Here is a 24346-nt window from a genome sequence, read left to right on the forward strand (position 1 = left end):
GATTGATCGGTGGAAGGATTCAATCAGCGGGGTGAAAAGCCAGAGTGAATACCGGACCTGTCGGATCTACTCGGTTTTCTCGAACCACTCGATCGTGCGTTCGAGGCCTTCCCGGAGCGAGACGGTCGGTTCAAGGGCGAGTTTCGCCCGGGCCGTCGAGATGTCGGCTCTGGAGAGGTCGATGTCGCCCTCGCGTGGCTCGGTGTGGACGATACCCGAACCGGTGTCGGTGAGATCCTGGATGCGTTCGGCCAGTTCGCGGATCGAGACCGACTCGCCTGTGCCGACGTTGTACGCCTCGCCGACGTGGTCGGTCCGGGCGGCCGCGAATCCACCGTCACAATTCTCCGAAGAGGGCCTCCTCGTCGGCAGGGGAAAACCGATACCCGTCGGAACGGCGAAGTTCGTCGCGTATCGCCGCGAGTTCGTCAGCAGTCTCGATCGCGTCGACCTGTATCGCCGCTTTCAGAAAAAGCGTGAGGTCCCAGATCGGAATCCCTCGCTGTTGACCGATCGTCCCGACGTGCGCATCATCAGTAACGAGTCGACGATTCCGTTCAGCTGCGATTGCGAGACACTGTGCATCAGTCATCGACAGCGCATGATCCTGAATGTCATCCGCCAATTGCAGTTCCGTCTGTGTCGGCGTGAGAATAGTCAGCCATCCACCGTTATGGGACTTGATCTCGTCGAGACGGGTGACAAATTCGTACCCGATAGCTTTTGCACGATCGAGCTCGGAAATAACTGCTGTCGGCGTCCCAACCGCGTCAAATACCTCCGGTAACAACTGTAGTCGGTCGATCTTCGCCAGCGCGCTCAACACGTTGTTGTCGACAACTGTCATCAGTACGTCGACCTCCGTCACCCACCGAACTCGTCGAGTTCACGTTTCCGGTCATCAGCATCCAGAAATCCGGCGGTCCGGCTAATCCCGCGGTCGGCGAGTTCGTCCTTGAAGCTCTCGGTCGACATGCCCGCCAATTCAGCAGCACGGTTCAGGCTGACGGCCCCCGTTCGGTACTTTTCGATCGCAAGCGACGTCCGGAGTTCCGGCCGCCGTCGCAACAGTTCACGAATGGCCTCCTCGAGGACGTCATCGGTGTCCTCGTAGCCGCCAATAGCCGCAATCGTTTCGATGTCGTTCGCGAAGGTCGTCATTAGTTCGACGTAGGGCCGATCCAGTCATAAACGCTGGGACGTGTCGATTTCGGCCGGTCAACGCTCCGTTCGTCGGATTTGCGGCGCTGAAGGCGTCGATCCGCTCTCGTGGCGACGGGTTCGGGATCTCCGCTTCGAACTGGCGTTCCTCGAGATCATCGAGCGTCGACGCACGGGAACCGGTCGCGGATTCTCGATCTGGGTGGGCTCAACAGCAGCACCCGGACGTTCCTCTCGCGGGTGCTCGTCTCCCGGTTTTTCCTTGCGGGTCGGCTCCGGCAACGGGACGGCCGCAGCGAGGGGACGCGGCCGCTCGCGAACCTGTATCTCGACGAGGCGCACGCCATCGGCGACGGCCAGATCCTGCTCGATCTGCTCGCCGAGGGGCGGGCGTTCGACATTTCGGTGTATCTGATGAGCCAGTTGCTCGAGCAGTTCGACGAGGAGGCCGCCGCCCACATCCGGGGCAACGTCGGGACGCTCCTGGTCGGGCATGCGGATCCCCCCGCCCTCGAGGCCGTCCTCGATCACCAGTACGACGCCCGGACGGCCGCCCGGATCGCCCAGTCGATGCCGGTCGGGGATTGGCTGGTGCGCATTCGGGCGCCTCGGGAGCAGGCGCCTATTGACCCGTTCGTGATCGCGGCGCCGCCGCTTCCGGTCGGTCATCCCGACAGTCCACAGCGGGAGGAGTTGTCTTCGGGTGCCCGGGCGGCGTGTGAGCGTGCCGTCCGGGAGTGTCGCGAGCGGTCGCGGTCGCGTCCGTGGGTGGTCTCGACGGCGGTCTCCGAGACGGGCACCGAACTCTCGGATGCGGAGATTCGCCGCGCGTGTCGGCACACCCTCTGGACGAGCGGGACCAGTTTGCCCGGGTCGGTCAAGTACGATGCCGAGAGTGATACGGTTCGGTGTGCTGACGATGGTTCGTGTGGGGGTTCCGGAGAGACGCAGTTCCCGCCGACGTTCGATGGCGTCTGGAACGCGGTGTCGGCCTGTTCCCCGGAGGGGGCGCCCAGCGCGTCCGACCTGCCGGTCGTCGAGATCGGGCTCGACGTCGATCCCTGGGCGGTCAAGACCGCACCCGTGACGGTGCAACAGCTCATGTTTCTGCGGTTGATCGAGCGTGCTCGTCGTCGGGCGATCGACACGCGCGCCTGGGACATCGTCACGGAGACGATGCGGCCCTTGCGGGACGCGACTGGCTGTACGGCCGCCGACGAGACTGCACTCGAAGAACAGGGGTTGCTCGCCCTGCAGTCGGATCTGCGGGGGAAGTATTATCATCTGACTGATGACGGGACGGCGTTGTTGCGAAAGGTGCGCAATGGGGCGCCCCCGCCGGAGTCGAAACGCGGCGACCCGAACGAATCGGCCGCGCACATCAAAGGTGTGGAGGCTGTCGTGCGGGCGTTGCAGACGCTTGCCAACGCGGATCGGTCCTCGGTCGGTGGAGCGATCGCGCAGGTCGAACGCTACTGGTCGCCGCCGGATGCACAGACCCGGCTGGACGTGGTGGCGCTGGATGATGATGGGTCGCCGGTGGTTACTGTCGAGGTCGAACGCCCGACGCACGACATTCAGTCGGGTGTTCCCGCCGACTACGACGCGATGGCGGCGGTCGAGCCTGCGGCTGCTGTGTGGGTGGTGACGAATCGCGAGTTGGGGCATCGGATCGTCGAGACGCTTAGTGGGGCTGGTGAAGGGGCGGGGCGGTTGGGGTTGGATGTTGATGCTGTTCGGGCGGCTACGTCGCCGCTGGATCGCTACGAGTTGGATGCGCCTGGGTGTTCGGCGATCCGGACGCTTTCGTCGGTTTCGGCCGAACTGTTCGAGCGGGTGTTGACGGCGGACGGGGGGTGATGGGTGGATTGTGGGGCGGTGTGGATCGGGGGAGGGATGGTGGCGAGTGGGTGAGGGATGGTGGCGAGTGGGGGAGGGATGGTGGCGAGTGGGGGAGGGATGGTGGCGAGTGGGGGAGGGATGGTGGCGAGTGGGTGAGGGACGCCTCGAAAGCCCCCGACCGCTCGACCCGCCGGGGCTTGCTGCGCGCTTCCCTCGCTTCGCTCAGTCCAGTGCTTGCGGCGCCCGGGCGGGGTCGACCGGCCGGCCCCTTTCAATCCCATCCACTTGGTCTGATTTATCGTTCGGCCGTTACAATCGGAAGGATGAGGTGCCGACGTGAGTACCGGACGTGTCGGCTCTACTCGGTTGGCTCGAACCACTCGATCGTGCGTTCGAGGCCCTCCCGGAGCGAGACGGTGGGTTCGAAGTCGAGTTTCGCCCGGGCCGTCGAGATGTCTGCTCTGGAGTGGTCGATGTCACCCTCGCGGGGGTCGGTGTGGACGATATCCGAGTCGGTGTCGGTGAGATCCTGGATAAGTTCGGCGAGTTCGCGGATCGAAACCGACTCGCCGGTGCCGACGTTGTACGCCTCGCCGACATGGTCGGTCCGGGCAGCCGCAAGATTGGCCCGGACGACGTCCTCGACGAAGACGAAATCCCGGGTCTGATCGCCTTCCCCGTGGACCGTGATGTCGTCGCCGGCGAGGGCCTGTTCGATGAAGACGCTGACGACCCCTGCGTAGTCGCCGCCGGTTTGTCCGGGTCCATAGACATTGAAATACCGGAGTGCGACGGTGTCGAGGTCGTAGAGGTCGTGATACAGACGGGTGTAGTGGTCGGCGGTGAGTTTGTCGAGGCCGTACGGCGAGGTGGGTTCTTTCGGGTGGGATTCGTCGATCGGAGTGTCTTCGGGGTGGCCGTAGATCGCGGCGCTGGAAGCGACGACGACCCTGACGTCGTGTTCGCGGGCGGCGTCGAGGACGTTCAGGGTGCCGGTGGCGTTGATGGTGTGGCTCTCGTGGGGCGTCTCGATGGATTCGGCGACGTGTCGGCGGTCGTAATGCCGCTGGCCGAGCTACAGACCGCGACCGGGCTCGCAGACGGAGATCGGGCGGATCAGATCATGATCGCCTCCGGGGATCGAGGAGTGAGAGAAGATCTCGAGGGGATATACCCCGGCACCAACGTGGTCACGCGGGGCGGCCTCGCCGGAATGGAGATCACGCCGACGAACCTCCCGCTGGCGATGGCGCTCGCAGCGAGCGTGGTCGCCGGCGGAATCGGCATCGCGTTCGTCGCCACCATGATGGGGCTGGAGGTGACGGCGAACCGCCGGGAGCTGGCGACGCTTGCGGTGGTCGGGTTCTCCGCCCGGTCGCGGGCGCTGGTCGTCACCGCCGAGGCGGTCACCGTGACGGTCGCAGGCGGCCTTCTCGGGGTGGCGCTGGGGGCTGTCGGACTCCTCGCACTGAACGCGGGCGTCGCCCGGGCGGTCGGCGTGCCGGCGGTCGGCACGTTGTCGCCCTGGATCGTCGCCTATGGGCTGGGCATCGCGATCCTCATCGGGATCGTGACCGCGCCGTATCTCTCGTATCTCGGCCTGCGAACCGACACGCTCGCGGAACTGTCACGATGAGAGTCACAGAATGGATCCGAGGCGGGGTATCGCGAACCGCGGGCACCGTCGGGTTCGCGATACGGGGGTTGCGCTCCGATCGGATGCGCACCGCCTTTGCAGTCTTCGGCGTCGTACTCGCGGTGCTGTCGGTGACGCTTCTGGTCGGGGTCGGAGTCGGCGTGACCGAGACCGGCGAGGAACTGTTCGATCGGAGCGACCGCGACCTGTGGGTGTCCGGCGGGCCGGTCGACATCGCGCCCGGCACCGTCGGCGGGTTCCGCAACCCGGTCACCGACGCCCACACCGTGGCAGCGGAGATCGACGGACACGAGGCGGTCCGGCACGCCGGCCCGATGGCATTCCAGGTCGTGTACGTGAGTCCGGACGGCGAGGAGTTCGAGACGCTCATCGGCACCGGCGTTCCCGGCGGTGGCCCTTCGATCGTGCTGGAGGACGGCGAGGGGTTCACCGGCGGTGATACCCACTACGCCGACGGCAGCTACGACGGCCCGATGACCCATCAAGTGATCGTCGACCCCGCGACCGCAGAGCGGTTCGACCTCGCGGTCGGCGACACCTTACACGTCGGCGGCACGATCGGGGACGCCCGACGCAACGAGTTCGAGGTGGTCGGGATCTCGCCGACGTTCAGGGAGTTCCTTGGCACGGGCACCGCCACGATCCGGTTGAGCGAACTGCAGACGCTCACCGGCTCGGCCCACGAAGACCGGGCGACGTTGATCTCGGTGCGGCTGGAATCCGGCGCGGATCCGGAGGCAGTCCGGGACGAACTCCAGGAAGCGTACCCCGCCTACGACGTGCGCACCAACCGGGAACAGTTCCTCGCCGTGCTCGAACGCCAGGCGGTCGTCCTCGCGGGGGGGATCAGCCTGGCGGCGCTCGGCGTGATCGCCGGGGCAGCGCTGTCGATGAACCTGCTGTTGTCGATGGTGTACGCTCAGCGGGAGACGTTCGCGGTGATGCGCGCACTCGGGATGGGAGGTCGAACAGTTGTCGGTGTGGCGTTAACGCAGGCGGTGATCGTGGGGATCGCTGGCGGCGCCGTCGGATTGCTCGTGACGCCGGCCGCGGCCGCAGGGATCGAGACGATCGCGGCGACGGTGACGGGATTCGAGGGACTGGTGCAGGTGCCGACAGAGGCGTACCTCGCGGGCGGTGCCATCGCGGCCGTCTTCACCGCGATCGGCGGCGTCGCCGGCGCGGTTCGCGTGTCCCGGATCGCCCCGCTCGAACAGTTGACCCGGTGAACGTCTCGGAACGGTCGCTGATCGGGCTCCAGGAGATCGACGGCTACGCCACCGACATCGTCACCGAGGACCTGGATCTGGTGGTGCGGCTCCACCGACAGATGCTCGAAAACGATCGGCCCTGTCGGGTCGAGTTCGTCCCGGAACCGGTGGTCTGGGCCCAGGTGCCGGAGACGCTTGCGGATCTGAGCACACAGCGCCGACGGTGGTACCGCGGACTGTACCTGCTTTCGGAGGGGATCGGGCCGCTGATCGAAACGTACGGCTACGTTGTGGTGCCGGTCGCGTTCGCGCTGGGGGTGGTGAACCTCGAGTCGCAGTCACGATTTTTTTGAGGCCCGTCGACCTACGGACGGCAATGTCCGCAAACCGGAAGGGAGACAGACGGGAGCGCGAACTCGTCAACGCGCTCGACGAGGCGGGATTCGCGGTGATGCGCGCGCCGGCGAGCGGCAGCGCGACCGATCGGGAACTCCCGGACGTGCTCGCCGGCAACGGCGAGATGTTTTACGCCATCGAGGCGAAATCCAGCGCCGGCGACCCGATCTATCTCAGCGGGGAGGAGGTCGAGGCGCTGGTGTACTTCGCGCGGAACTTCGGCGCCAAACCCCGGATCGGCGTCCGGTTCGACCGCGAGGACTGGTACTTCTTTCACCCGGGAGATCTCTACACCACCGACGCCGGGAGCTACCGCGTCAAAAAGGAGACCGCGCTCGCGGAGGGCACCGACTTCGCGGAGTTCGTCGGCGAGTCGAAACGGACGACCCTCGACGATCTGTGAGGGGGGTATAACGGTCTAGAACACCTGCGCGTTGCCGTCCTTTCGCGGCTCCGTCGCCGCAGACAACACCCCGTCGTCGTTGCGGACCGCCTGTGCCCCGCCGAACAACAGCGGCTGGAGGATCCGGACGTCGTGTCCCCGACGGACGAGTTTCGCCGCCACGTCCGAATCGAAGTGGGGTTCGACTGCGAGCTCCCCCGATTCCCGATAGCGCCAGCGCGGCCGGTCCAGCGCCGCCTGCAGCGGTAGCTCGTAGTCGACGAGGTTCGACAGCACCTGGACGTGCCCCTGCGGCTGCATGTATCCGCCCATCACGCCGAACGCGAGCCAGTCGTCCGGTCCCAGACGCGCGACCGCCGGGATCAGGGTGTGGAACGGGCGTTTCCTCGGCTCCAGCCGGTTCGGGTGGTCCGGATCGAGCGAGAACGACGCCCCGCGGTTCTGTAACGCGATTCCGGTGTCGCCGGCGACGAGCCCGGAGCCGAACCCCGCAAAGCGGGAGTTGATGTACGAGACGACGTTGCCCGCCTCGTCTGCGACGGTGAGCAGCACGGTGTCGGCGTCCTCGGCGTTCGCATCGGGCACGCCGAAGGTGACGTCGTCGCTCGCCTCCTCGCCGACGGTTTCGGCCCGCCGTTTCGCCCACGACTGCGACCCAAGCGGGGGATGATCCTCGTAGTCGGGGTCGGTGATGTACCGGTGGCCGTCGTGGAACGCGCGCTTCATCGCCTCCGCGAAGTAGTGGACGCATTCGGGCGATTCGAGCGGATGGTCGCCGGCGCCCAGTTCGGCGGCGACGTTGAGCGCCTCCAGCGCGATCAGTCCCTGGTTGTTCGGGGGAAGTTCGTACACCTCGGCGCCGTTGTACGTCGTCGAAACCGGTTCTGGCCACTCCACCTCGAAGTCGGCGAGGTCTTCGACGGACAGGAACCCGCCCCGCGACTGTACCTCCTGTGTGATCTCCCCGGCGATCTCGCCCTCGTAGACGACGTCCGCGCCCTCCTCGGCGATCTTTTGCATCGATCGGCCGAGTTTCGGCAGCGTCACCAGCTCTCCGGTTTCGGGTGCCCTGTCGTCGACCAGGTACGCCTCCCTGGCGTTGTCGGTCCGGAAGAGCGCTTCGGCGTGGCTCCAGGAGGACGCGATCACTTCCGAGACGGGATATCCCTCGATCGCGTACTCGATCGCGGGCTCGAGCAGCTCCGAGAGCGGTTTCGTCCCCAGCTCCCGGGCAGTCGCCTCCCACCCCCTGGCGGTCCCGGGGACCGTCACCGTGTGGGGGCCGTGCATCGGCATCTCGACGTCGTCGGGTTCGTCCGTCTCGGGCGCCCACGGGTAGTCGGTGTCGCCGTCCGGCTCCGCCTCGGCGAGCGCCTCCCGGACGCGCTCGATCGTCGCGCCCGCCGGTGCACCGCCGCAGGCGCGCATCGCGCCCACCTCGCCGTCTGCGGTCCGATAGAGCGCGAACACGTCGCCGCCGAGGCCGGTCGAGGTCGGTTCGACGACGTTGAGCGCCGCGGCGGTCGCGACGGCCGCGTCGAACGCGTTGCCGCCCTGCCGGAGGCTCCGTATCCCGGCTTCCGCCGCCAGTGGCTGACTGGTCGCGACTGCACCGCGCCGTCCGTAGACGGTCGAACGCCTCGAAGTGAACCGGTCGAGGTCGGGGTCTGCCATGGGGTCGCTTGCGCGGGGAACCGCAAAAGCGTCCGGCTCCCGGGGGGGATTGCCACCTTTCGGAAAGAGGGCCTAAGTCGTTCCGCCTCGAATCGGGTCGCATGAAGACGGCAGTCGTCGTCGCAGGAGGGCGATCGACCCGATTCGGGGGCGCCGACAAGGCGGTCGCCGACCTGGCGGGCACGCCGATGATCCGCCGGGTCGCCGATCGGATCGTCGACGTCGTCGACGCCGTCGTGATCAATTGCCGGGACGATCAGGTCCCTGCGATCCGCGAGGCGATGGCGGGGTATCCCCGCCGCGTCACGTTCGCGGTCGATCCCGAACCCGACCGCGGGCCGATGGCCGGCATCATGACCGGACTCCGGGGCGTCGAATCGATCGCGGGCCCGGACGCGCCGGCGTTCGTCGTCGCCTGCGACATGCCGTTCGTCGATCCCGGCTTCATCGAGCACCTGTTCGATCGCGTCGACGGCTACGACGCGGCGGTCCCCCGACTCGACGATCGGTGGTTCCAGACCACACAGGCCGTCTATCGCGCCGAGCCGATGGCGGCGGCCTGCGAGGCTGCGCTCGACCGGGGCGAACGCAAGATCATCGAGCCCCTGTTCGACCTGGAGTACGTCGTCATCGAGGAGGCGGAAGCGCTGGAACACACCACGAGGGGCGCCTTCGAGAACCTCAACACCCGCGAGGAGTTCCGCCGGGCCGAAGAGCGGTTCCTCGACCGGGAGCGTCGCTGATCTCGATCACTCCTCGAGTGCGCGTGCTGCCGCCACGGCGCCGGCGTCGGAGTCGACGTCGGCTCCCTCCTCGGCGAGGATCGAGCCGAACGCGGCAATGAAGTGGGTGATGTTCTCCGGCCGGGCGGAGTTGCCCATACAGCCGACCCGGAAGATGTCGCCCGACAGCGCCCCGAGACCGCCGACGATCTCGATGCCGTGTTCGTCCATCAGACGGTCGATCACCCGGCCGTCGTCGACGCCGTCGGGCACCTGCACGGGATTGAGCGTCGGCAGCCAGTGGTCGTCGTCCACGTTCAGGGGCACCCCCATCGCCTCGACGCCGGCCTTGAGCGCGCCGGCGACCCGGCGGTGGCGGGCCCAGCGGTCCTCCAGGCCCTCCTCCTCGACCATCCGGAGCGCCTCGCGGAGCGCATACGTCGTCGCGGTCGGTCCCGTGTGGTGGTAGTTCCGTTCGGCGCCCCAGTACTCCCAGACGCCCTCCAGGTCGAGATACCACGATCGGACCGGCTCCTCCCTGTCGTGGACCTTCTGAACAGCGCGGTCGTTGAAGGTGATCGGGCTGGATCCCGGCGGCGCCGAGAGGCACTTCTGGGAGCCCGAGTACACCACGTCGACGCCCCACTCGTCGGTCCGGAACTCCACCCCGCCCAGCGAGGCGACCGTGTCGGCGATCACGTACGCGTCGTGGTCGTGGGCGATCCGCGCGAGCTCGGGGATCTGCGTTTGTCGCGCCCCGGTGCTCGTCTCGCCGTGGACGAACCCGAACACGGTCGGCTCGTGGCGGTCGAACGCCGCGGCCACGTCGTCGGGATCGAGCGGTTCGCCCCACGGCGCGTCGACGGTGACGACTTCGCCCCCCGCCCGCTCGGCGATCTGCCCCATGCGGTCCCCGAAGTAGCCGTTTGACGGCACGAGGACGGTCTCGCCGGGCTCGACGAGGTTCGCGAAGGCGGTCTCCATGGCCGCCGAGCCGGTGCCGCTGACCGCGAAGGTGTACTCGTTGTCGGTGCAAAACAGCATCCGGAGCAGCTCCTGAACGTCGTCCATCACCTCGACGTAGTAGTCGTCGAGATAGCCGACGAACGGGGTGGCCATCGCCTTCAGCACCCGGGGGTGGGCGTCGCTCGGGCCGGGGCCCAGAAGCGTCCGATCCGGCGGTACCAGCTCGTCGGTCTCCGAGTTGCGCGCCATACTCGCCGGTACACTCGACTCGCAGGTAAAACTACCCGCCGTCCGTGCCGTCACAGAGCCCGTCGAACGCCCCATCCGCGATCCCCGGTCCGTCGGGAACGCGGATCCGACCGCCCTCGGCGGGCGCGGGATCCGGCGCGAGATCCTCGGCGAGCAGTCCGCCCGTTGCGAGTCCACACGCGGAAACGTCGGGAATCGCCGCGGCGACGTGGACGGCGGCAGTCCGGGCGACGACGGCGTCGATCGTGGTCGTGATCACGGGCTCGACGCCGGCCTCCCTGGCCGCCGTCGCCGCCTCGACTGTCAGATCTGGCCCCCCGAGCGCCATCGGCTTCAACACGACGACGTCTGCCGCCTCCGCCTCGATTGCCCGCCGGACCCGGTCGAGTGGGCTGGTTTCGCCGTCCCCTCGAACTGCGAGCGATTCGTCGAGTGCGATGCCGACCCCCCGGCTGCGGAGGTGGGCGTGTCCCTCGAGATCGTCGGCAGGGAGGGGCTGTTCGACGTAGTCGACGCCGAACGCGCCGAATTGCTCGATTGCTCGCTCGGCCGTCCCCCGGCTCCATGCGCCGTTCGCGTCCGCCCGGAGCGTCACCGCCTCCCCGACGGCATCCCTGACGGCGCGCAGCCGCTCGAGATCGCCCGAGAGCGCCCGATTGCCGACCTTGACTTTGAGACAGTCGAACCCCACGTCGACGGCCTCACGGCAGCTGGCTGCCGTCTCTGCCGGCGATCCGTCGCCGACGGTGGCGTTGACCGGCACCGTGTCGGCTGGAGCGGCGCCGGTTCCATGGCGGTTCGAGAGCCGTTCGGCGAGTGACGCGTTCGCGGTCCGGGCGTCCCGGTCGAGCCGAGCCAGCGCGACGCCGTGGCGGGCCGCCGGCGCCTCGGGTGGATCGACGGCGGACGCCGCGTCCCCGCTTGCGGCAGCGAACGCCTCGAGTTCCTTCCGACAGCGGCCGTACGGCTCGGTCCACCCCGGAAGCGGCGTCGCCTCTCCGATTCCCTGAACCGTCGGTTCCGCTTTCGACGCGTCGTTGTCTTCGCCGCCCCCTCCGATCCCAACGAGAAACCCTCGACGCTGGGAGATTTCCCCGCGTGCGGTCGAAAGCGGCGCGACGAGCGGCACTGAAAAGGGACGAATCCGCATCCGGATCACCCGATCGCGAGCCCGACCGCGAACAGGATCGCGAACGCGGCCAGCAGCTTGCCTGCCGATTCGAGCGCGGGGTTGAGAACGTCCCCGGCGGTCTCGGTCAGCACCGTCCGTGCGATCCGCCCCGCGAACGGCAGCGTCAGCAGGGGTGAAAGAACCACGATCGACCAGCCCTGGAGCAGGAACCAGAACGGGACCGCGTACGCCAGCGCGAGCATCGAGAGGAACTGCGCGCGGGAAAACCGGTAGCCGAACCGCACTGTGAGCGTCCGCTTGCCGGTTTCGGCGTCCTCCTCGCGGTCGCGAACGTTGTTCACCACGAGGATGTTCGTCGAGAGCGCGGCGATCGGGAGGCTGGCGACGACCGCCGGGACGGTGACGGTTCCCGGCGGGATCCAGACCGGGAACGCGCCCGGGAGCAGTGCCGCCGCCTGGACGTAGTAGGTGCCGACGACCGCGATCACGCCGAAGAAGACGAACACGAACAGGTCGCCGAGGCCGTGATATCCGAGCGGGTACGGGCCGCCGGTGTAGGCGATCCCGGCGGCGATCGACACCAGCCCGACGACGAGGATCGGCACCCCGCCGACGTACACCAGGTACGTGCCGACCACCACCGCGGCGGCGAACGTGAGCCACATCGCCCGTTTCACGGACTGGGGTTCGATCAACCCGCCGGCAGTCACCCGCGTGAAGCCTTCGCGCTTTTCGGTGTCGGCCCCCTGGACGGCGTCGTAGTAGTCGTTGGCGAAGTTGGTGCCGATCTGGATGAGCGAGGCACCGACCAGCGCGGCAACCGCCGGCGCGGCCGCGAACACGCCGTCCTGGAGCGCGATCCCCACCCCGACGACGACCGGCGCGAGCGCCGCCGGCAGCGTCTGTGGCCGCGCGGCGATGAGCCAGGCCTTCCGCCGCGAGACGTCCTGCGTAGCCATCGTCCGTCGTTCGGGCCTCCTGTCCCTCAATGTTGTTATCCGCGGCGCCTGTTAGTGTCGGGCCCCGCGACCCCGAATCACGCCGCTCGTTTTATGAGACGGGTGACGTAACAGGGGTGTATGTCCGAACTGGAAGGCGTCGCGGTCGAGGATCTCCGGGAGTGGATCGAACACGTGTCCGAAAAGGAGTCGGCGCAGTTCCTGATGATCGCGCTCGCGAGCGCCGAAGAGGGGCGCGACGTCGGCGAACTGGCCGACCTGTACGGGCTCGACGGCGACGAGATCGCAGACTGGATCGACACCGCCAACGAGGAGTCGCTCGTCACTGCGGTCGCCCGAACCGAGGGCGTCGACGTCGACGAACTCGCCGATACGTACGGCCTCTCGCCGCGGACGGTGCTCGACTGGTTCCGGAACCTCGAGGGGGAGCCGATCCCGGACGCGGCGGCAGTCATTGCGCGGTACAGCCAGCGCGGATCCGCGCCGGTCGTCCGGCAGACGCCCGCGCGGGTGACCTACCTCGACTACGAAGCGATCCACGCCAACGGCTGGTCCGTCGAAGACGACGACCTGTTCGAGAAGGCCTCCGAGGTGTACCGCCTGAATTCCGAAGAGTACGGCCGTATCCTGGTCGAGCCAGGCGAGACGATCCTCGAGGCCGCCGAGAACCGCGGGCTGTCGTGGCCGTACGCCTGTCGCGGCGGTGCCTGCGCGAACTGTGCGGTGCTCGTAAAGGAGGGCGACGTCGCGATGCCCGGCAACCACGTGCTCACTGACGACCAGGTCAACGTGATGAACGCCCGGCTCACCTGCGTCGGCGTTCCGGTGACGGATGCGGTAAAGCTCGTGACGAACGTCCAGCAGCTCGAGGACTTCGAGGACCTCCGTCTGCCGTCGCCCCTGGGCGAAAGCGACACGCCGCCGTCGGCGTGATCCCGGCGCCGGCGCCGCGTTGTATCCCCGACGGCTATCCGTCGACGAGCGGCTCTTCGGCGCGATAGACGATCCGCATCGGGAGCCCACGCTCGTCGGTCGGCGGCTCTTCGGGCAGCGATCGGAGCGGCGCCCTGGACGGTCGGGCGGTGTATCCCAGAACCACGGCGTCGAGCACATCCTCGATCCGCACGTCGTGACCCGCCGTGGCCTCTGCGGCGGCCTGGACCGTCGGCGCCCCGTCCCGATCGAACGCCGCCAGCCTGCGCATCCGTTCGGCGTACCCGCCCGCAGTCCGTCGGTCGTACCGCAGCGGCCCGTCGCCGATGGCACGAAAACAGACGTCCGGCCGCGATTCCAGGATCGTCGCTCTCGCCTCCGGAATCTCCCCGACGAGTTCGTCCACCGCGGCGATCGAGGGCGCACGCTCGAAGGCGGCCTCGGGGAGCCGTTCGCCCGTCTTCCGCTCGTGAACTTTCGCGGCGGTCGAGTACCGTCGCTTTCGCGTCGCTTCCCGGACCGGAGTGACGCCCGGACGGCTCGACTCTCGCGGCGGTTCTCCGCCGTCGTCGTGCTGGAGGACCTGTTTTGCGAGAACGTCACATTGCCGGTGGGGATCCCCGTCGTCGACCAGGCCGATCGGCACGTCGACGAGGATCCGGTCGGCCTCCTCGTACCGAAGCCACAGGTCACCGATTTCGGGGAAGACCTCGGCGTGATCGAACTCCCGGCCGTCGAAGGCAACGGCTACCCACGCGGCGTCACCCCGAACGGCCCCAACCGACAGCGACGCGTCACTCATCGTTCGATGGTTCAGCGGCCGGAACAAAAACAGTACGGTGGCCGGCGGGGCTATTTCGCCGGGGCGTACTTTCGGGCGTACGGTCCCGCGATCGGAACCGAGTATTCCGACCCCTGGTACGCCTTGTACATCAGGAACAGCCAGGCGACGAATGCGACCGGGGCCAACAGTATACTCACGATACCGAGCAGTGCGCCCGCGATCCAGCCGACGACCGGGATCACGGCGAGTACCGTCAAAAGCACCGTCATGCCGATGCTGAGGACGAACAGCCCGCCGAAGACGATCGTGCTCTGGGCGCCGTGGAACCGGACGAACTCGTCGTCGTCCTCCACGAGGTAAAAGAGGATCCCCGTGATCGGACCCAGGAGATAGCTCAACGCACCGGCGACGTTCGAATCCAGGCCGGTTCCCGATGCGCCTTCCGTCTCGCCGCCCCCCTCGTCGACGTCGGCGTCGTGTTCGGTCTGTGTTTCGTCGTCCTGTTCGTTCGGCGTATTCTGTTTGCTCGTCATAGTTGTGTCCCTCCGTAGGAATGAGGGCCTTCGAGGGAAAAGGTATATGTTGCCTACCGGTCGGATACCCTGACCGATCGCCGAAAAATAACGGCTTATTTTCATGAACCCGTCAAGATGTCCCGAGAGCCGAGTGAACAGTACTCGCACAACCCTTATCCCTCCAGTGCCCCTCCCACAACAGGCAATGGCAACTGGTACTGTTGATTTCTTCAACGACACAGGCGGTTACGGTTTCATCTCGACTGAGGACGCGGACGACGACGTGTTCTTCCACATGGAAGACGTTGGCGGCCCGGATCTCGAAGAGGGGCAGGAAGTCGAATTCGACATCGAACAGGCCGACAAAGGCCCCCGCGCGACGAACCTGCAGCGGCTGTAACTCGGTTTATCCGACGTTCTAGCCCGGTATCGACGATCGAAACGATCGAAACGAAGCGGTCCGTGGTTTCTGCGGGCCGGAACTGACCGGCGAGCGACGGCGCTCGACTCGAGAGGGAGCGCTATGCGTGAATCGTCTCGAAGTCGTCGACCGGCATCACGCTGTAATCGATCGACAGCGTGTCCTTCGTCGCCCGGATCTTGCCCACGAACGTGGAAATCTCCTCGAGGTCGCCCTCGAGCACGAACAGTTCCATACAGTAGTGGTTCCCGACGTGGCTGTGGAAGTTCGAGGCCACTAGGTCCTCGTGCTCGTGTCGCAGATGCATCATCTGCTCTTCGACGCTTGTGGTCTCGTAGTTGAAAAGCACCGTCACGACCGCCATCAACTCGCGGTCCTCCAGGCGACTGTCCTCGAACTCGTCGAGCAGGTTCCGGGAGGCCTCCCGGACGACCTCGCTTCGCCCGGTGTAGCCGTGGTCCTCGGCGAACTCGTCGATCCGCTCGAGCAGCTCTTCCGGCATCGAGACGCTCACTACCGTCATGTATTAAAAGAGGCGGCTGTTCCTGTTAATCCTTATTATCTTACGTTCCGTGCTGCCACGAGGAGAGGTACTCCTCCTGTTCTGCCGACAGGGTGTCGAACTCGACGCCCTCGGCTTCGAGTTTGATCTCGGCGATCTCGCGGTCGAGGTCGTCGGGCACCTCGTGGACGCCCGGCTCGTAACCGTCGCCGTTCTCGGCCAGTTCCCTGACGCAGGCGGCCTGGACGCCGAACGACTGGTCCATCACCTCGACGGGGTGGCCCAGCGCGAGCGGGGCCGCCAGGTTGACGAGCCGGCCCTCCGCGAGCACGTTCAGCCGGCGGCCGTCCGGCATCTCGTATGCCTCGACGCCATCCCGGGCCTCGTAGTGGTCGGCCGCCAACTCCTCGAGCGCCACCAGGTCGATCTCGACGTCGAAGTGGCCCGCGTTCGCCAGCAGGACGCCGTCTTGCATCTTCCGGAAGTGCTCTTCGACGATCACGTCGCGGTTGCCGGTGGTGGTGATGAAGACGTCGCCCACCTCGGCGGCCTCGCTCATCGGCATCACGTCGTACCCTTCCATGTGCGCCTCGAGCGCCTTCCGCGAGTCGACTTCCGCGACGATGACGTTGGCGTTTTGCCCGGACGCTTTCTTTGCGACACCCTTCCCGCAGTAGCCGAAGCCGGCGACGACGATGTCCTTGCCCGCAAACGAGAGGTTCGTCGTCATCGCGATCGTCGCGAGTGAGGACTCCCCGGTGCCGTGGACGTTGTCGAACAGCCGCTTCATCGGCGTGTCGTTCACCGCGAAGACGGGGTACTCCAGCGCGCCGTCCTCGGCCATCGACCGCAGCCGGTGGACCCCGGTGGTCGTCTCCTCGCAGCCCCCGACGATGGTGTCGATCAGTTCGGGGTAGTCCTCGTGGATCGCGAACACGAGGTCGCCGCCGTCGTCGACGGTGATCGTCGGATCGTGGCCGATGGTGGCCTCGATCGCCTCGTAGTACTCCTCGTCGTCGACGCCCCGCACCGCGTAGGAGGTGATCTTCTCGTGGGCGTCCAGCGCCGCGCTCACGTCGTCGTGGGTCGACAGCGGGTTACAGCCGGTGAGCGTCACCTCGGCGCCGCCGTCTGCAAGCAACTCGACGAGGTTTGCGGTCTTTGCCTCGACGTGCATTGCCATCGCCACGCGCTCGCCTTCGAGGGGCTTCTCTGCGAGAAAGTCCTCACGCAGCGACTCCAGGATCGGCATGTGCTGTAGCGCCCAGTCCATTTTTCGGCGACCCTCCTCGCGGGTCGTCTCCGGCTCCGCGAGCTGCTCGGTCACCGGCGGGTATCCGGTTGTACTCATACATCCAGGATTCGGGAACGGCGGTGAAAACGCTACCGACACGCGCACAACAGTACTGTGGCGGCTATCCCCTCAACGGCTGCTGTCTCCCCCAACGGCTGGTGTCCCCTCAACGGCTGTCCGGCAGCGACAGCGACGACGACCGCGGACTCAACCTTTTTGTCGGCGAGGGTCGTCTCCCCGGACATGAACTACCGGGAGGTCACGCCGACGCGAGAGTTCCTCGCGCGGCTCGACACTGGGGCGGACTGGCGCGAGGAGATCGAATCGCTGGCCAGCGAGGAGGGGATCGAGTCGGCCTGGTTCAACGCGATGGGGGCGGTCCAGGACGCCGAGATCTGGTTTTACGACCAGGAGACCAAGGAGTACCAGCCGGTGACGTTCGACGAACCGCTGGAGGTCGCCGCCTGCATAGGGAACATCGCGCTGCTCGAGGGCGAGGTGTTCGCCCACACCCACGCGGTGTTGTCCCGTCCGAGCGGGCAGACGCTTGCAGGTCACCTCAACTCCGCGACCGTCTTCGCCGGCGAGGTCCACATGCGGGCGTTCGAGGAGCCGCTCGAGCGGTCCCACGACGACGTGACCGATCTGGACCTCTGGCTGTGAACGGCGGGAACGAGGGGAGCGAACAACCGTGAGACCGGACGACGAGCGCTACTTCGAGCGGATCGAATCCCGGCTGGACGAGGCGTTCGACCGCGCCGAGGCGGCGAAAGCGCAGGGACGCGACCCCGAACCGGAGATCGAGATCCCGGTCGCGCGCGACATGGCCGACCGGGTCGAGAACATCCTCGGGATCGACGGCGTCGCCGAACGGGTCCGCGAACTCGAAGGCGAGATGTCCCGCGAGGAGGCCGCCCTCGAGCTAGTGACTGACTTCGTCGAGGGATCGGTCGGGGAGTTCGACTCCCGGGCGGGGAAAGTCGAGGGGGCGGTGCGGACCGCCGTGGCGCTGCTCACCGAGGGGGTCGTCGCCGCGCCGATCGAGGGGATCGACCGGGTCGAGCTGCTGCAAAACGACGACGGGACGGAGTTCATCAACGTCTACTACGCCGGCCCGATCCGATCGGCAGGGGGGACCGCCCAGGCGCTGTCGGTGCTGGTGGCCGACTACGCCCGGTCGCTTCTGGACATCGAGGAGTATCGCGCCAGAAGCGACGAGATCGAGCGCTACGCCGAGGAGGTCTCCCTCTACGACAAGGAGACTGGCCTCCAGTACACCCCGAAGGACAAGGAGACGAAGTTCATCGCCGAACACCTGCCGATCATGCTCGACGGGGAGGCCACCGGCGACGAGGAGGTCTCCGGCTTCCGGGATCTCGATCGGGTGGACACCAATGCCGCCCGCGGCGGGATGTGTCTCGTACTTGCAGAAGGGATTGCTCTCAAGGCGCCGAAGATCCAGCGGTACACACGCGAACTCGAGGAGGTCGACTGGCCGTGGCTCCAGGAGCTCATCGACGGCACGATCGGCGAGGAAGACGCTGCCGGTGACGGCTCCGGCGAAGATAACGGTTCGGGCGAGGCTGACGGTGAAGGCGGAGAGTCGAACGACGAAGGCCTGGATGAAACGGGGGACGACGCCGACGGAAGTGCTGCGGGCGCCGACGGCACGCCCGGCCCGCCGCGACCCGAGCCCTCCGAGAAGTTCCTCCGGGATCTGATCGCCGGGCGGCCGGTGTTTTCCCACCCGTCGGAGCCGGGGGGCTTCCGGCTCCGGTACGGCCGCGCCCGCAATCACGGCTTCGCGACGGGCGGGATTCACCCGGCGACGATGCACATCGTCGACGACTTCCTCGCGGCCGGCACCCAGATCAAGACCGAACGCCCCGGTAAGGCCCACGGCATCGTTCCGGTCGACAGCATCGAGGGGCCGACGGTCCGGCTGGCCAACGGCGATGTCCGGCGGATCGACGACCCCGAGGAGGCGCTTGCGGTGCGCAACGGCGTCGAGGAGATCATCGACGCCGGGGAGTATCTCGTCAACTACGGGGAGTTCGTCGAAAACAACCATTCGCTTTCGCCCGCGTCGTACACGGTCGAGTGGTGGGTACAGGAGTTCGAGGCCGCCGGCGCTGACGTCCAGGCGCTCCGGGACGATCCACACGTCGACCTCGCGGAGCCAACCGTCGAGGAGGCGCTCTCGTGGGCTCGCGAGTACGACTGCCCGCTCCATCCGAAATACACCTACCTGTGGCACGATATCGATGTCGAGACGTTCGAGGCGCTCGCCGAGGCCGTGGCCGACGGGGAGACCGTCGATCGGACCGCCGGCTCGACAGCCGACTCGACTGACGATCCGACCGACGGTGGAGGTGTCGCGGACGGGGGCGCGATCGATCGGACGTCTGCCGAGGACGCTCCGACTGTCGGGGAGGGTCCTCTCGTCATCGAACGAACCGAGACAACCCGACGCGCGCTCGAATATCTGCTCGTCGAGCACACGCAGCGAGCGGAGACGCTCGAAATTCCGACCTGGCGACCCCTCGCACGGTCGCTGGGGATCGACGACGGCCTGGAGCGGACCTGGGAGTCTGCGGCGCTTTCGTCGGCCCGCGAGTACGCCGGCGGCGACAACGCCGTCGCGGCCGTCAACGCGGTCGCGCCCTTCGAGATCCGAGAGCGTGCGCCGACGCGGATCGGCAACCGGATGGGGCGGCCCGAGAAGTCCGAGTCGCGTGAGCTCTCGCCGGCAGTTCACACGCTGTTCCCGATCACGGAAGCCGGCGGGAGCCAGCGCGACATCGCCAAGGCCGCCAAAGGGATGGACGAGCGGGGCCGACGAGGGATGCTCGAAGTCGACATCAACGACCGCGTTTGCCCCGACTGCGGCGACCACTCCTACCACAACCGGTGTCCCGACTGCGAGGTCCACACCGAACTGTACTACGAGTGTGGCGAATGCGGGACCCAGTGTGAACCCGACGAGTCGGGCCGGGTCGTCTGTCCCCGGTGCGAGTGGGACGTGACGGCGGCGACGCGCCGGGAGATCGACCTCAACGAGCGGTTCCACGCCGCCATGGAGTCGGTCGCCGAGCGCGAGGCGGCCTTCGACGTCCTGAAAGGCGTCAAGGGGCTCTCCTCGGAGCACAAGGTGCCCGAACCGATCGAGAAGGGGATCCTCCGGGCGAAACACGGCGTCTCCTCGTTCAAGGACGGCACCGTCCGGTACGACATGACCGACCTCCCGGTGACGGCGGTCCGGCCGGCCGAACTGGACGTCACCGCCGACCAGTTCCGGGAACTGGGGTACGTCACCGACATCGACGGGGAACCGCTCCGCCACGACGACCAGCTGGTCGAACTGAAGGTACAGGACGTCGTCCTCTCGGACGGCGCCGCCGAGCACATGATGAAGACGGCGGAGTTCGTCGACGAGTTGCTCGAGGACTTCTACGGGCTGCCGCCCTTCTACGAGCTCGACGACCGGGAGGACCTGGTCGGCGAACTCGTGTTCGGGATGGCGCCCCACACGAGTGCGGCGACCGTCGGCCGGGTAGTGGGCTTTACGTCGGCGGCGGTCGGCTACGCGCACCCGTATTTTCACGCTGCGAAGCGGCGGAACTGCTTTCACCCGGAGACGAAACTGTGGTACGAGGACGAAGCCGGCGAGTTACGCTACGAACGGATCTCGGCGTTCGTCGAGGAGTATCTCGGGCAGTCCGACGTCGAATACGACGACTTCGGAACCGCGGTCGGTACGCTGGAGGACACGGATTCGGCGATCCGCGTCCCGTCGCTGACTCCCGAAGGAGAACTGGTGTATCGTCCCGTCGAGGCGGTCAGCAGACACCCGGCACCGGACCACACGATCCGGATCCGGACCCAGTCCGGTCGGTCAATAACCGTTACTCCGGATCACGAAGTGCACGTGTACGACGTCGAATCCGACCAACTCGTCGGAAAAGAAGCGAGAGAGCTGAATACGGACGATCGTCTCGTTACCCCTCGGTCGGTCGATCGAGACAATCCAGGATTCGACGAGGACGCTGATCCGAAACGGTTCGATCTGCTCGAAGAGTTCATCGAGTCCGAGGCGGTTCCGAACGACCGCCTGATGATAAAAGGACTCGACAAAGACCGCCTGTACGACCGCTTCGAGGAGACGTTTGCTGACGACTGGGACGGTCAGTTCTACCCGCTCCAGGGCATGACCGAGGTCTTCGGGACGAACAAGAAAACGCTGAGTAACTACCTCTACCGGGAGAGTTTCCCCGCGTCCTCCCTCCAGCAGTGCTTTTCGTCCCTCGAGGAGCTTCTCGAGTTCGTGCCGGAAGACGTGACGCTCGGGATGAAGCGCGACCGGACTGTAATCGATCGGTTTGTCGAACTCGACGAACGGGTCGCGACGCTGCTCGGTTATTACGCCGCGGAAGGATTCGCCCGCGAACAGGAGACGCCGAACGGGACCATCCATCAGACGACGATCTGTGGCACCGAAGCGGAGGCACGCGAATTCTTTATAAAGACCTTCCGTGACGAGTTCGGCGTCGAACCGTACGAGGAGAACCACGCCAAAATAACCGTCTCCGGGCGTTTACTTCGGGTCTTCTTCGATACGATCCTGGATGTGGGGATCTACGCTCACACGAAACGCGTTCCCGATCCGATTTTCGACGCGTCCGAGGACGTCATCGCTGCGTACCTCGGCGGATACTTCAGTGGGGACGGGTCGATCCATTCGAGGTCAACGACGATCTCTGCCTGCACGGTGAGTCGTGAACTCAAAGAGGACATTATTGCTCTATTAACACGTCTCGGCATCGATTCGCGGGTCACAGAGGCGGAACCGGCCCCACTCCACGAGTGCTTCCCCGAGTTCTACGATCAGGGGAGTGGGACGTCGAGACCTTCATACGAGATCCGGGTCACAGGGGATGGAACGGCACAGTTCGCAGACCTCGTCGGATTTCACCTCACACGAAAGAACGAAACCCGTCTGGAAAACGTCGCCAGTCGGGTGACCAGTGAGCGACACCCCCGCTGTTTCGACGGCGGAAACGACCGATATCTGTTGGATCCAATAGATTCGATAGAGACCACAAAATCAGATGTAGATGAGGTCTATAGCCTCACAGTCGAGGATACGCATACTGTCGTAGTCAACGACTTATCAAGCAGGCAATGTGACGGCGACGAGGATTGCGTGATGTTGCTCATGGACGGACTGTTGAACTTCAGTAGACAGTACCTCCCCGACAAGCGCGGGGGAAGTGTCGCAGAAGAGTCCCGCCTCGTTGCAGTCGATCCAGAGGATCGCGTCCGATATCTCACGTTCGACGAACTCTGGAATGCACTCGAGGCTCCGATTGAAGTGGACGGGAAGTTCAGGAAGCGAACCTGCGTGCGTGAAGGGTGGCAAACGTACGCCTTCGACGCGAATCACGAGTCGAGCCTCGAGCCGATCGAGAAGGCCATCAGATATTGTGCCGACGAGGATGACGAACTTCTACGGATCCAAACGCAGTTCGGACGGTCACTCAAAATCACGCCGAATCATAGCCTCTTTCGATACGACGACGGGATCGAGGAGGTTGCAGGCGAGGCTCTCGACGAGGGGGATTTGATCGTCGCCCCACAGTCTCTCGATATCGAACCAACAGGCTCTGTCATCGATGTTGCAGAGTGTGTTCCGAACCCGTACGTATTTATCGACGATCGGGTCGAAAAGTATCTCCGCAGAGTGTGGGAGGGAGCCGATCACGGCAGCGAAACGAGGGCGGCATTCGACGGCGGACTTTCCTACCGTCTCTCGAAAAAGAAGACAGCTTTCGAAACCCTGGAGGAAATCGAAATGAAGTCCGGGGAGTGGCGGGGCGACTGGAACCCGAAAATCGGACTGAAAGGGTCTTCGGAGGGGATTCCGCGGTTCATTACCCTCGACGAAGAGTTCGCTTGGCTACTCGGGATTTTCTCCGCGGAGGGCTCTCTCTCGAGTAGTCGCCCGACGATCCACAACAGCGATGAAGAACTCGTTCGCCACGTCGAACGGATAACGGAGGACAAATTTGACACGTCACCGAGTGTTCGGTGGTCGAACAAGGCCTACGAAGTCGCGTTCCCTGCGGTGTTCCGGGAGGTGCTCTTCGATCTCGGATTCGCGGACAAAGACTCCTACAATTCGAGCGAGAAGATCGTTCCCGATCCGATCCTTCGCGGCGAGCGGTCAGTTGTCACGGCGTTTCTCCGTGGCTTCATCGCTGGCGACGGGAGCGAAACGACCAACGACAATCACACGACGATCGGTTTCCATACGACGAGCGAAGATCTCAAGGACGGCATCGTTTTTCTCCTGCATCGACTCGGGCTCGTCGCCAACATTTCTCGGATGGAACGAGACGACTCCCGCCAGCCGATATACACTGTCAATGTCTCAGGTGGTTCCAGTGATAACCCACTGAGGCGGATCCTCCAGGATGAGGAGACGTATCAGCCGAAAAGCCTCGTCGTGACTGTTCCCGACGCGCTGATGGAGATCCGCGAGATGGAGATCTCGGGAGTCAAACAACTGATCCCGAAATACCTGAAACGCCGTGAGAATATCTCGGTAGCGAAACTCGAGGAGATCGTGACTGCACTTGACGATCGAGACCTCCCCTCGCACGCGGCCCAGAAATTGGGCGAAATTCGTCCGTTGGTTGACGGTGATTTATCGTATCTTCGGATCACGGACATCGATCGTGTCGACTACGACGGATATCTATACGACCTGCAGGTCGGCGGCGAACCGATCTTCACTGCGAACTGGCTGTACGCGCACAATTCCATGGACGCACCGCTGGTGATGTCATCCCGGATCGACCCCTCGGAAATCGACGACGAGGCGCACAATATGGACATCGTGCGGCAGTATCCCCTGGAGTTCTACGAAGCGACCCGGCGGATGGCCGACCCCGGAGAGGTGGAGGAGCTGATCCAGCTCGGGGAGGACACGCTGGGCACCGACGACGAGTATCGCGGGTTCGATCACACCCACGACACCACCGACATCGCGATGGGGCCGGACCTCTCGGCGTACAAGACGCTGGGGTCGATGATGGACAAGATGGACGCCCAACTGGAACTGGCCCGGAAGCTCCGGGCGGTCGACGAGACCGACGTCGCCGAGCGGGTGATCGAGTATCACTTCCTGCCGGACCTGATCGGCAACCTCCGGGCGTTCTCCAGACAGGAGACCCGGTGTCTCGACTGCGAGACGAAGTTCCGCCGGATGCCGCTGTCCGGCGAGTGTCGCAACTGCGGGGGGACGGTGAACCTCACCGTTCACGAGGGGTCGGTAAACAAGTACATGGACACCGCGATCGAGGTGGCCGACCGGTTCGACTGCCGGGAGTACACCAAACAGCGGCTGGAAATCCTCGACCGGGCGCTGGAGTCGACGTTCGAGGACGACACCAACAAACAGTCGGGTATTGCGGACTTTATGTAACCGATTCAACTATTCCTGGCTGCTTCGTCGATTTCTCTG

Annotated in this window: 21 protein-coding genes; 10 read left to right on the forward strand and 11 right to left on the reverse strand. The window is 65.6% G+C overall.

Annotation, left to right across the window (positions count from 1 at the left end; all coding sequences use genetic code 11):
- Positions 1-337: 337 nt before the first annotated feature.
- The gene (locus AArcSl_RS17080; protein WP_193588454.1) at positions 338-847 is read right to left on the reverse strand and encodes a hypothetical protein; all 510 of its coding nucleotides are present in this window, start codon (positions 845-847) and stop codon (positions 338-340) included.
- Between the two features lie 17 nt (positions 848-864).
- Positions 865-1161 carry a UPF0175 family protein gene (locus AArcSl_RS08845; RefSeq protein ID WP_119817864.1) on the reverse strand — a complete coding sequence of 99 codons (297 nt, stop codon included), beginning with the start codon at positions 1159-1161 and terminating at the stop codon, positions 865-867.
- Between the two features lie 108 nt (positions 1162-1269).
- Here AArcSl_RS08845 and AArcSl_RS17785 point away from each other — a divergent pair, with 108 nt between their 5' ends.
- The gene (locus AArcSl_RS17785) at positions 1270-3021 is read left to right on the forward strand and encodes a type IV secretory system conjugative DNA transfer family protein (RefSeq protein ID WP_394337295.1); all 1752 of its coding nucleotides are present in this window, start codon (positions 1270-1272) and stop codon (positions 3019-3021) included.
- A gap of 340 nt (positions 3022-3361) precedes the next feature.
- Here the strand turns inward: AArcSl_RS17785 and AArcSl_RS16910 are convergent, their stop codons facing one another.
- Entirely contained in the window at positions 3362-4036 is a 675-nt protein-coding gene (locus AArcSl_RS16910) for an NAD-dependent epimerase/dehydratase family protein (RefSeq protein WP_119821853.1), read from the reverse strand.
- Positions 4037-4249: 213 nt separating this feature from the next.
- Between AArcSl_RS16910 and AArcSl_RS17700 the strand changes: the two genes are divergently transcribed.
- Genes AArcSl_RS17700 through hjc form a run of 4 tightly spaced genes read left to right on the forward strand, consistent with a single transcriptional unit; the run spans position 4250 to position 6670 of the window.
- Positions 4250-4639, forward strand: coding sequence for an ABC transporter permease (locus tag AArcSl_RS17700; RefSeq protein ID WP_321167775.1), 390 nt, complete (start codon positions 4250-4252; stop codon positions 4637-4639).
- A complete protein-coding gene (locus AArcSl_RS08870; protein ID WP_245883183.1) occupies positions 4636-5889 on the forward strand; it encodes an ABC transporter permease in 1254 nt (417 codons plus the stop codon). The genes AArcSl_RS17700 and AArcSl_RS08870 overlap by 4 nt, the downstream gene beginning before the upstream one ends.
- Complete coding sequence (locus AArcSl_RS08875; protein WP_119817880.1) at positions 5886-6224, forward strand: glycosyltransferase; 339 nt, start codon at positions 5886-5888, stop codon at positions 6222-6224. Before AArcSl_RS08870 ends, AArcSl_RS08875 begins: the two co-directional genes overlap by 4 nt.
- A 23-nt stretch (positions 6225-6247) precedes the next feature.
- Complete coding sequence (hjc, locus tag AArcSl_RS08880) at positions 6248-6670, forward strand: Holliday junction resolvase Hjc (RefSeq protein ID WP_119817883.1); 423 nt, start codon at positions 6248-6250, stop codon at positions 6668-6670.
- 15 nt (positions 6671-6685) lie between these two features.
- On the opposite strand, the gene AArcSl_RS08885 is transcribed toward hjc, so the two are convergent.
- On the reverse strand, positions 6686-8344 hold the full coding sequence (locus AArcSl_RS08885; protein ID WP_119817886.1) for a gamma-glutamyltransferase family protein: 1659 nt from the start codon (positions 8342-8344) through the stop codon (positions 6686-6688).
- Positions 8345-8445: 101 nt separating this feature from the next.
- On the opposite strand from AArcSl_RS08885, the gene AArcSl_RS08890 reads away from it, so the two are divergent.
- Entirely contained in the window at positions 8446-9087 is a 642-nt protein-coding gene (locus AArcSl_RS08890) for a molybdenum cofactor guanylyltransferase (RefSeq protein WP_119817889.1), read from the forward strand.
- A gap of 6 nt (positions 9088-9093) precedes the next feature.
- Here AArcSl_RS08890 and AArcSl_RS08895 read toward each other — a convergent pair whose 3' ends face one another.
- The 3 genes from AArcSl_RS08895 to AArcSl_RS08905 are packed head-to-tail and all read right to left on the reverse strand — an operon-like array spanning position 9094 to position 12372.
- Positions 9094-10281: a pyridoxal-phosphate-dependent aminotransferase family protein gene (locus AArcSl_RS08895; RefSeq protein WP_119817892.1), complete on the reverse strand. Its 1188-nt coding sequence runs from the start codon at positions 10279-10281 to the stop codon at positions 9094-9096.
- Between the two features lie 31 nt (positions 10282-10312).
- Entirely contained in the window at positions 10313-11431 is a 1119-nt protein-coding gene (locus tag AArcSl_RS08900; protein WP_119817895.1) for a mandelate racemase/muconate lactonizing enzyme family protein, read from the reverse strand.
- A 5-nt stretch (positions 11432-11436) separates the two neighbouring features.
- Positions 11437-12372, reverse strand: coding sequence for a 1,4-dihydroxy-2-naphthoate polyprenyltransferase (locus AArcSl_RS08905; protein ID WP_119817898.1), 936 nt, complete (start codon positions 12370-12372; stop codon positions 11437-11439).
- 120 nt (positions 12373-12492) lie between these two features.
- Between AArcSl_RS08905 and fer the strand changes: the two genes are divergently transcribed.
- Complete coding sequence (gene fer, locus AArcSl_RS08910; protein WP_119817901.1) at positions 12493-13305, forward strand: ferredoxin Fer; 813 nt, start codon at positions 12493-12495, stop codon at positions 13303-13305.
- A gap of 34 nt (positions 13306-13339) precedes the next feature.
- On the opposite strand, the gene AArcSl_RS08915 is transcribed toward fer, so the two are convergent.
- Both AArcSl_RS08915 and AArcSl_RS08920 read right to left on the reverse strand, forming a co-directional pair.
- A complete protein-coding gene (locus AArcSl_RS08915; protein ID WP_119817904.1) occupies positions 13340-14107 on the reverse strand; it encodes a DUF429 domain-containing protein in 768 nt (255 codons plus the stop codon).
- Positions 14108-14157: 50 nt separating this feature from the next.
- Complete coding sequence (locus AArcSl_RS08920; RefSeq protein WP_161945928.1) at positions 14158-14622, reverse strand: DUF4870 domain-containing protein; 465 nt, start codon at positions 14620-14622, stop codon at positions 14158-14160.
- A 187-nt stretch (positions 14623-14809) separates the two neighbouring features.
- On the opposite strand from AArcSl_RS08920, the gene AArcSl_RS08925 reads away from it, so the two are divergent.
- Positions 14810-15004, forward strand: coding sequence for a cold-shock protein (locus AArcSl_RS08925; protein WP_119817907.1), 195 nt, complete (start codon positions 14810-14812; stop codon positions 15002-15004).
- A gap of 121 nt (positions 15005-15125) precedes the next feature.
- Here AArcSl_RS08925 and nikR read toward each other — a convergent pair whose 3' ends face one another.
- Complete coding sequence (nikR, locus tag AArcSl_RS08930) at positions 15126-15548, reverse strand: nickel-responsive transcriptional regulator NikR (protein WP_119817910.1); 423 nt, start codon at positions 15546-15548, stop codon at positions 15126-15128.
- Positions 15549-15588: 40 nt separating this feature from the next.
- On the reverse strand, positions 15589-16878 hold the full coding sequence (locus AArcSl_RS08935) for an adenosylhomocysteinase (protein ID WP_119817913.1): 1290 nt from the start codon (positions 16876-16878) through the stop codon (positions 15589-15591).
- Positions 16879-17064: 186 nt separating this feature from the next.
- Between AArcSl_RS08935 and AArcSl_RS08940 the strand changes: the two genes are divergently transcribed.
- Positions 17065-17484: a PPC domain-containing DNA-binding protein gene (locus tag AArcSl_RS08940; protein WP_119817916.1), complete on the forward strand. Its 420-nt coding sequence runs from the start codon at positions 17065-17067 to the stop codon at positions 17482-17484.
- Positions 17485-17512: 28 nt separating this feature from the next.
- Positions 17513-24307, forward strand: coding sequence for an LAGLIDADG family homing endonuclease (locus AArcSl_RS08945; protein ID WP_119817919.1), 6795 nt, complete (start codon positions 17513-17515; stop codon positions 24305-24307).
- Positions 24308-24346: the final 39 nt, after the last annotated feature.

Origin of the sequence: Halalkaliarchaeum desulfuricum, assembly GCF_002952775.1 — an archaeon.
Taxonomy (GTDB): domain Archaea; phylum Halobacteriota; class Halobacteria; order Halobacteriales; family Haloferacaceae; genus Halalkaliarchaeum; species Halalkaliarchaeum desulfuricum.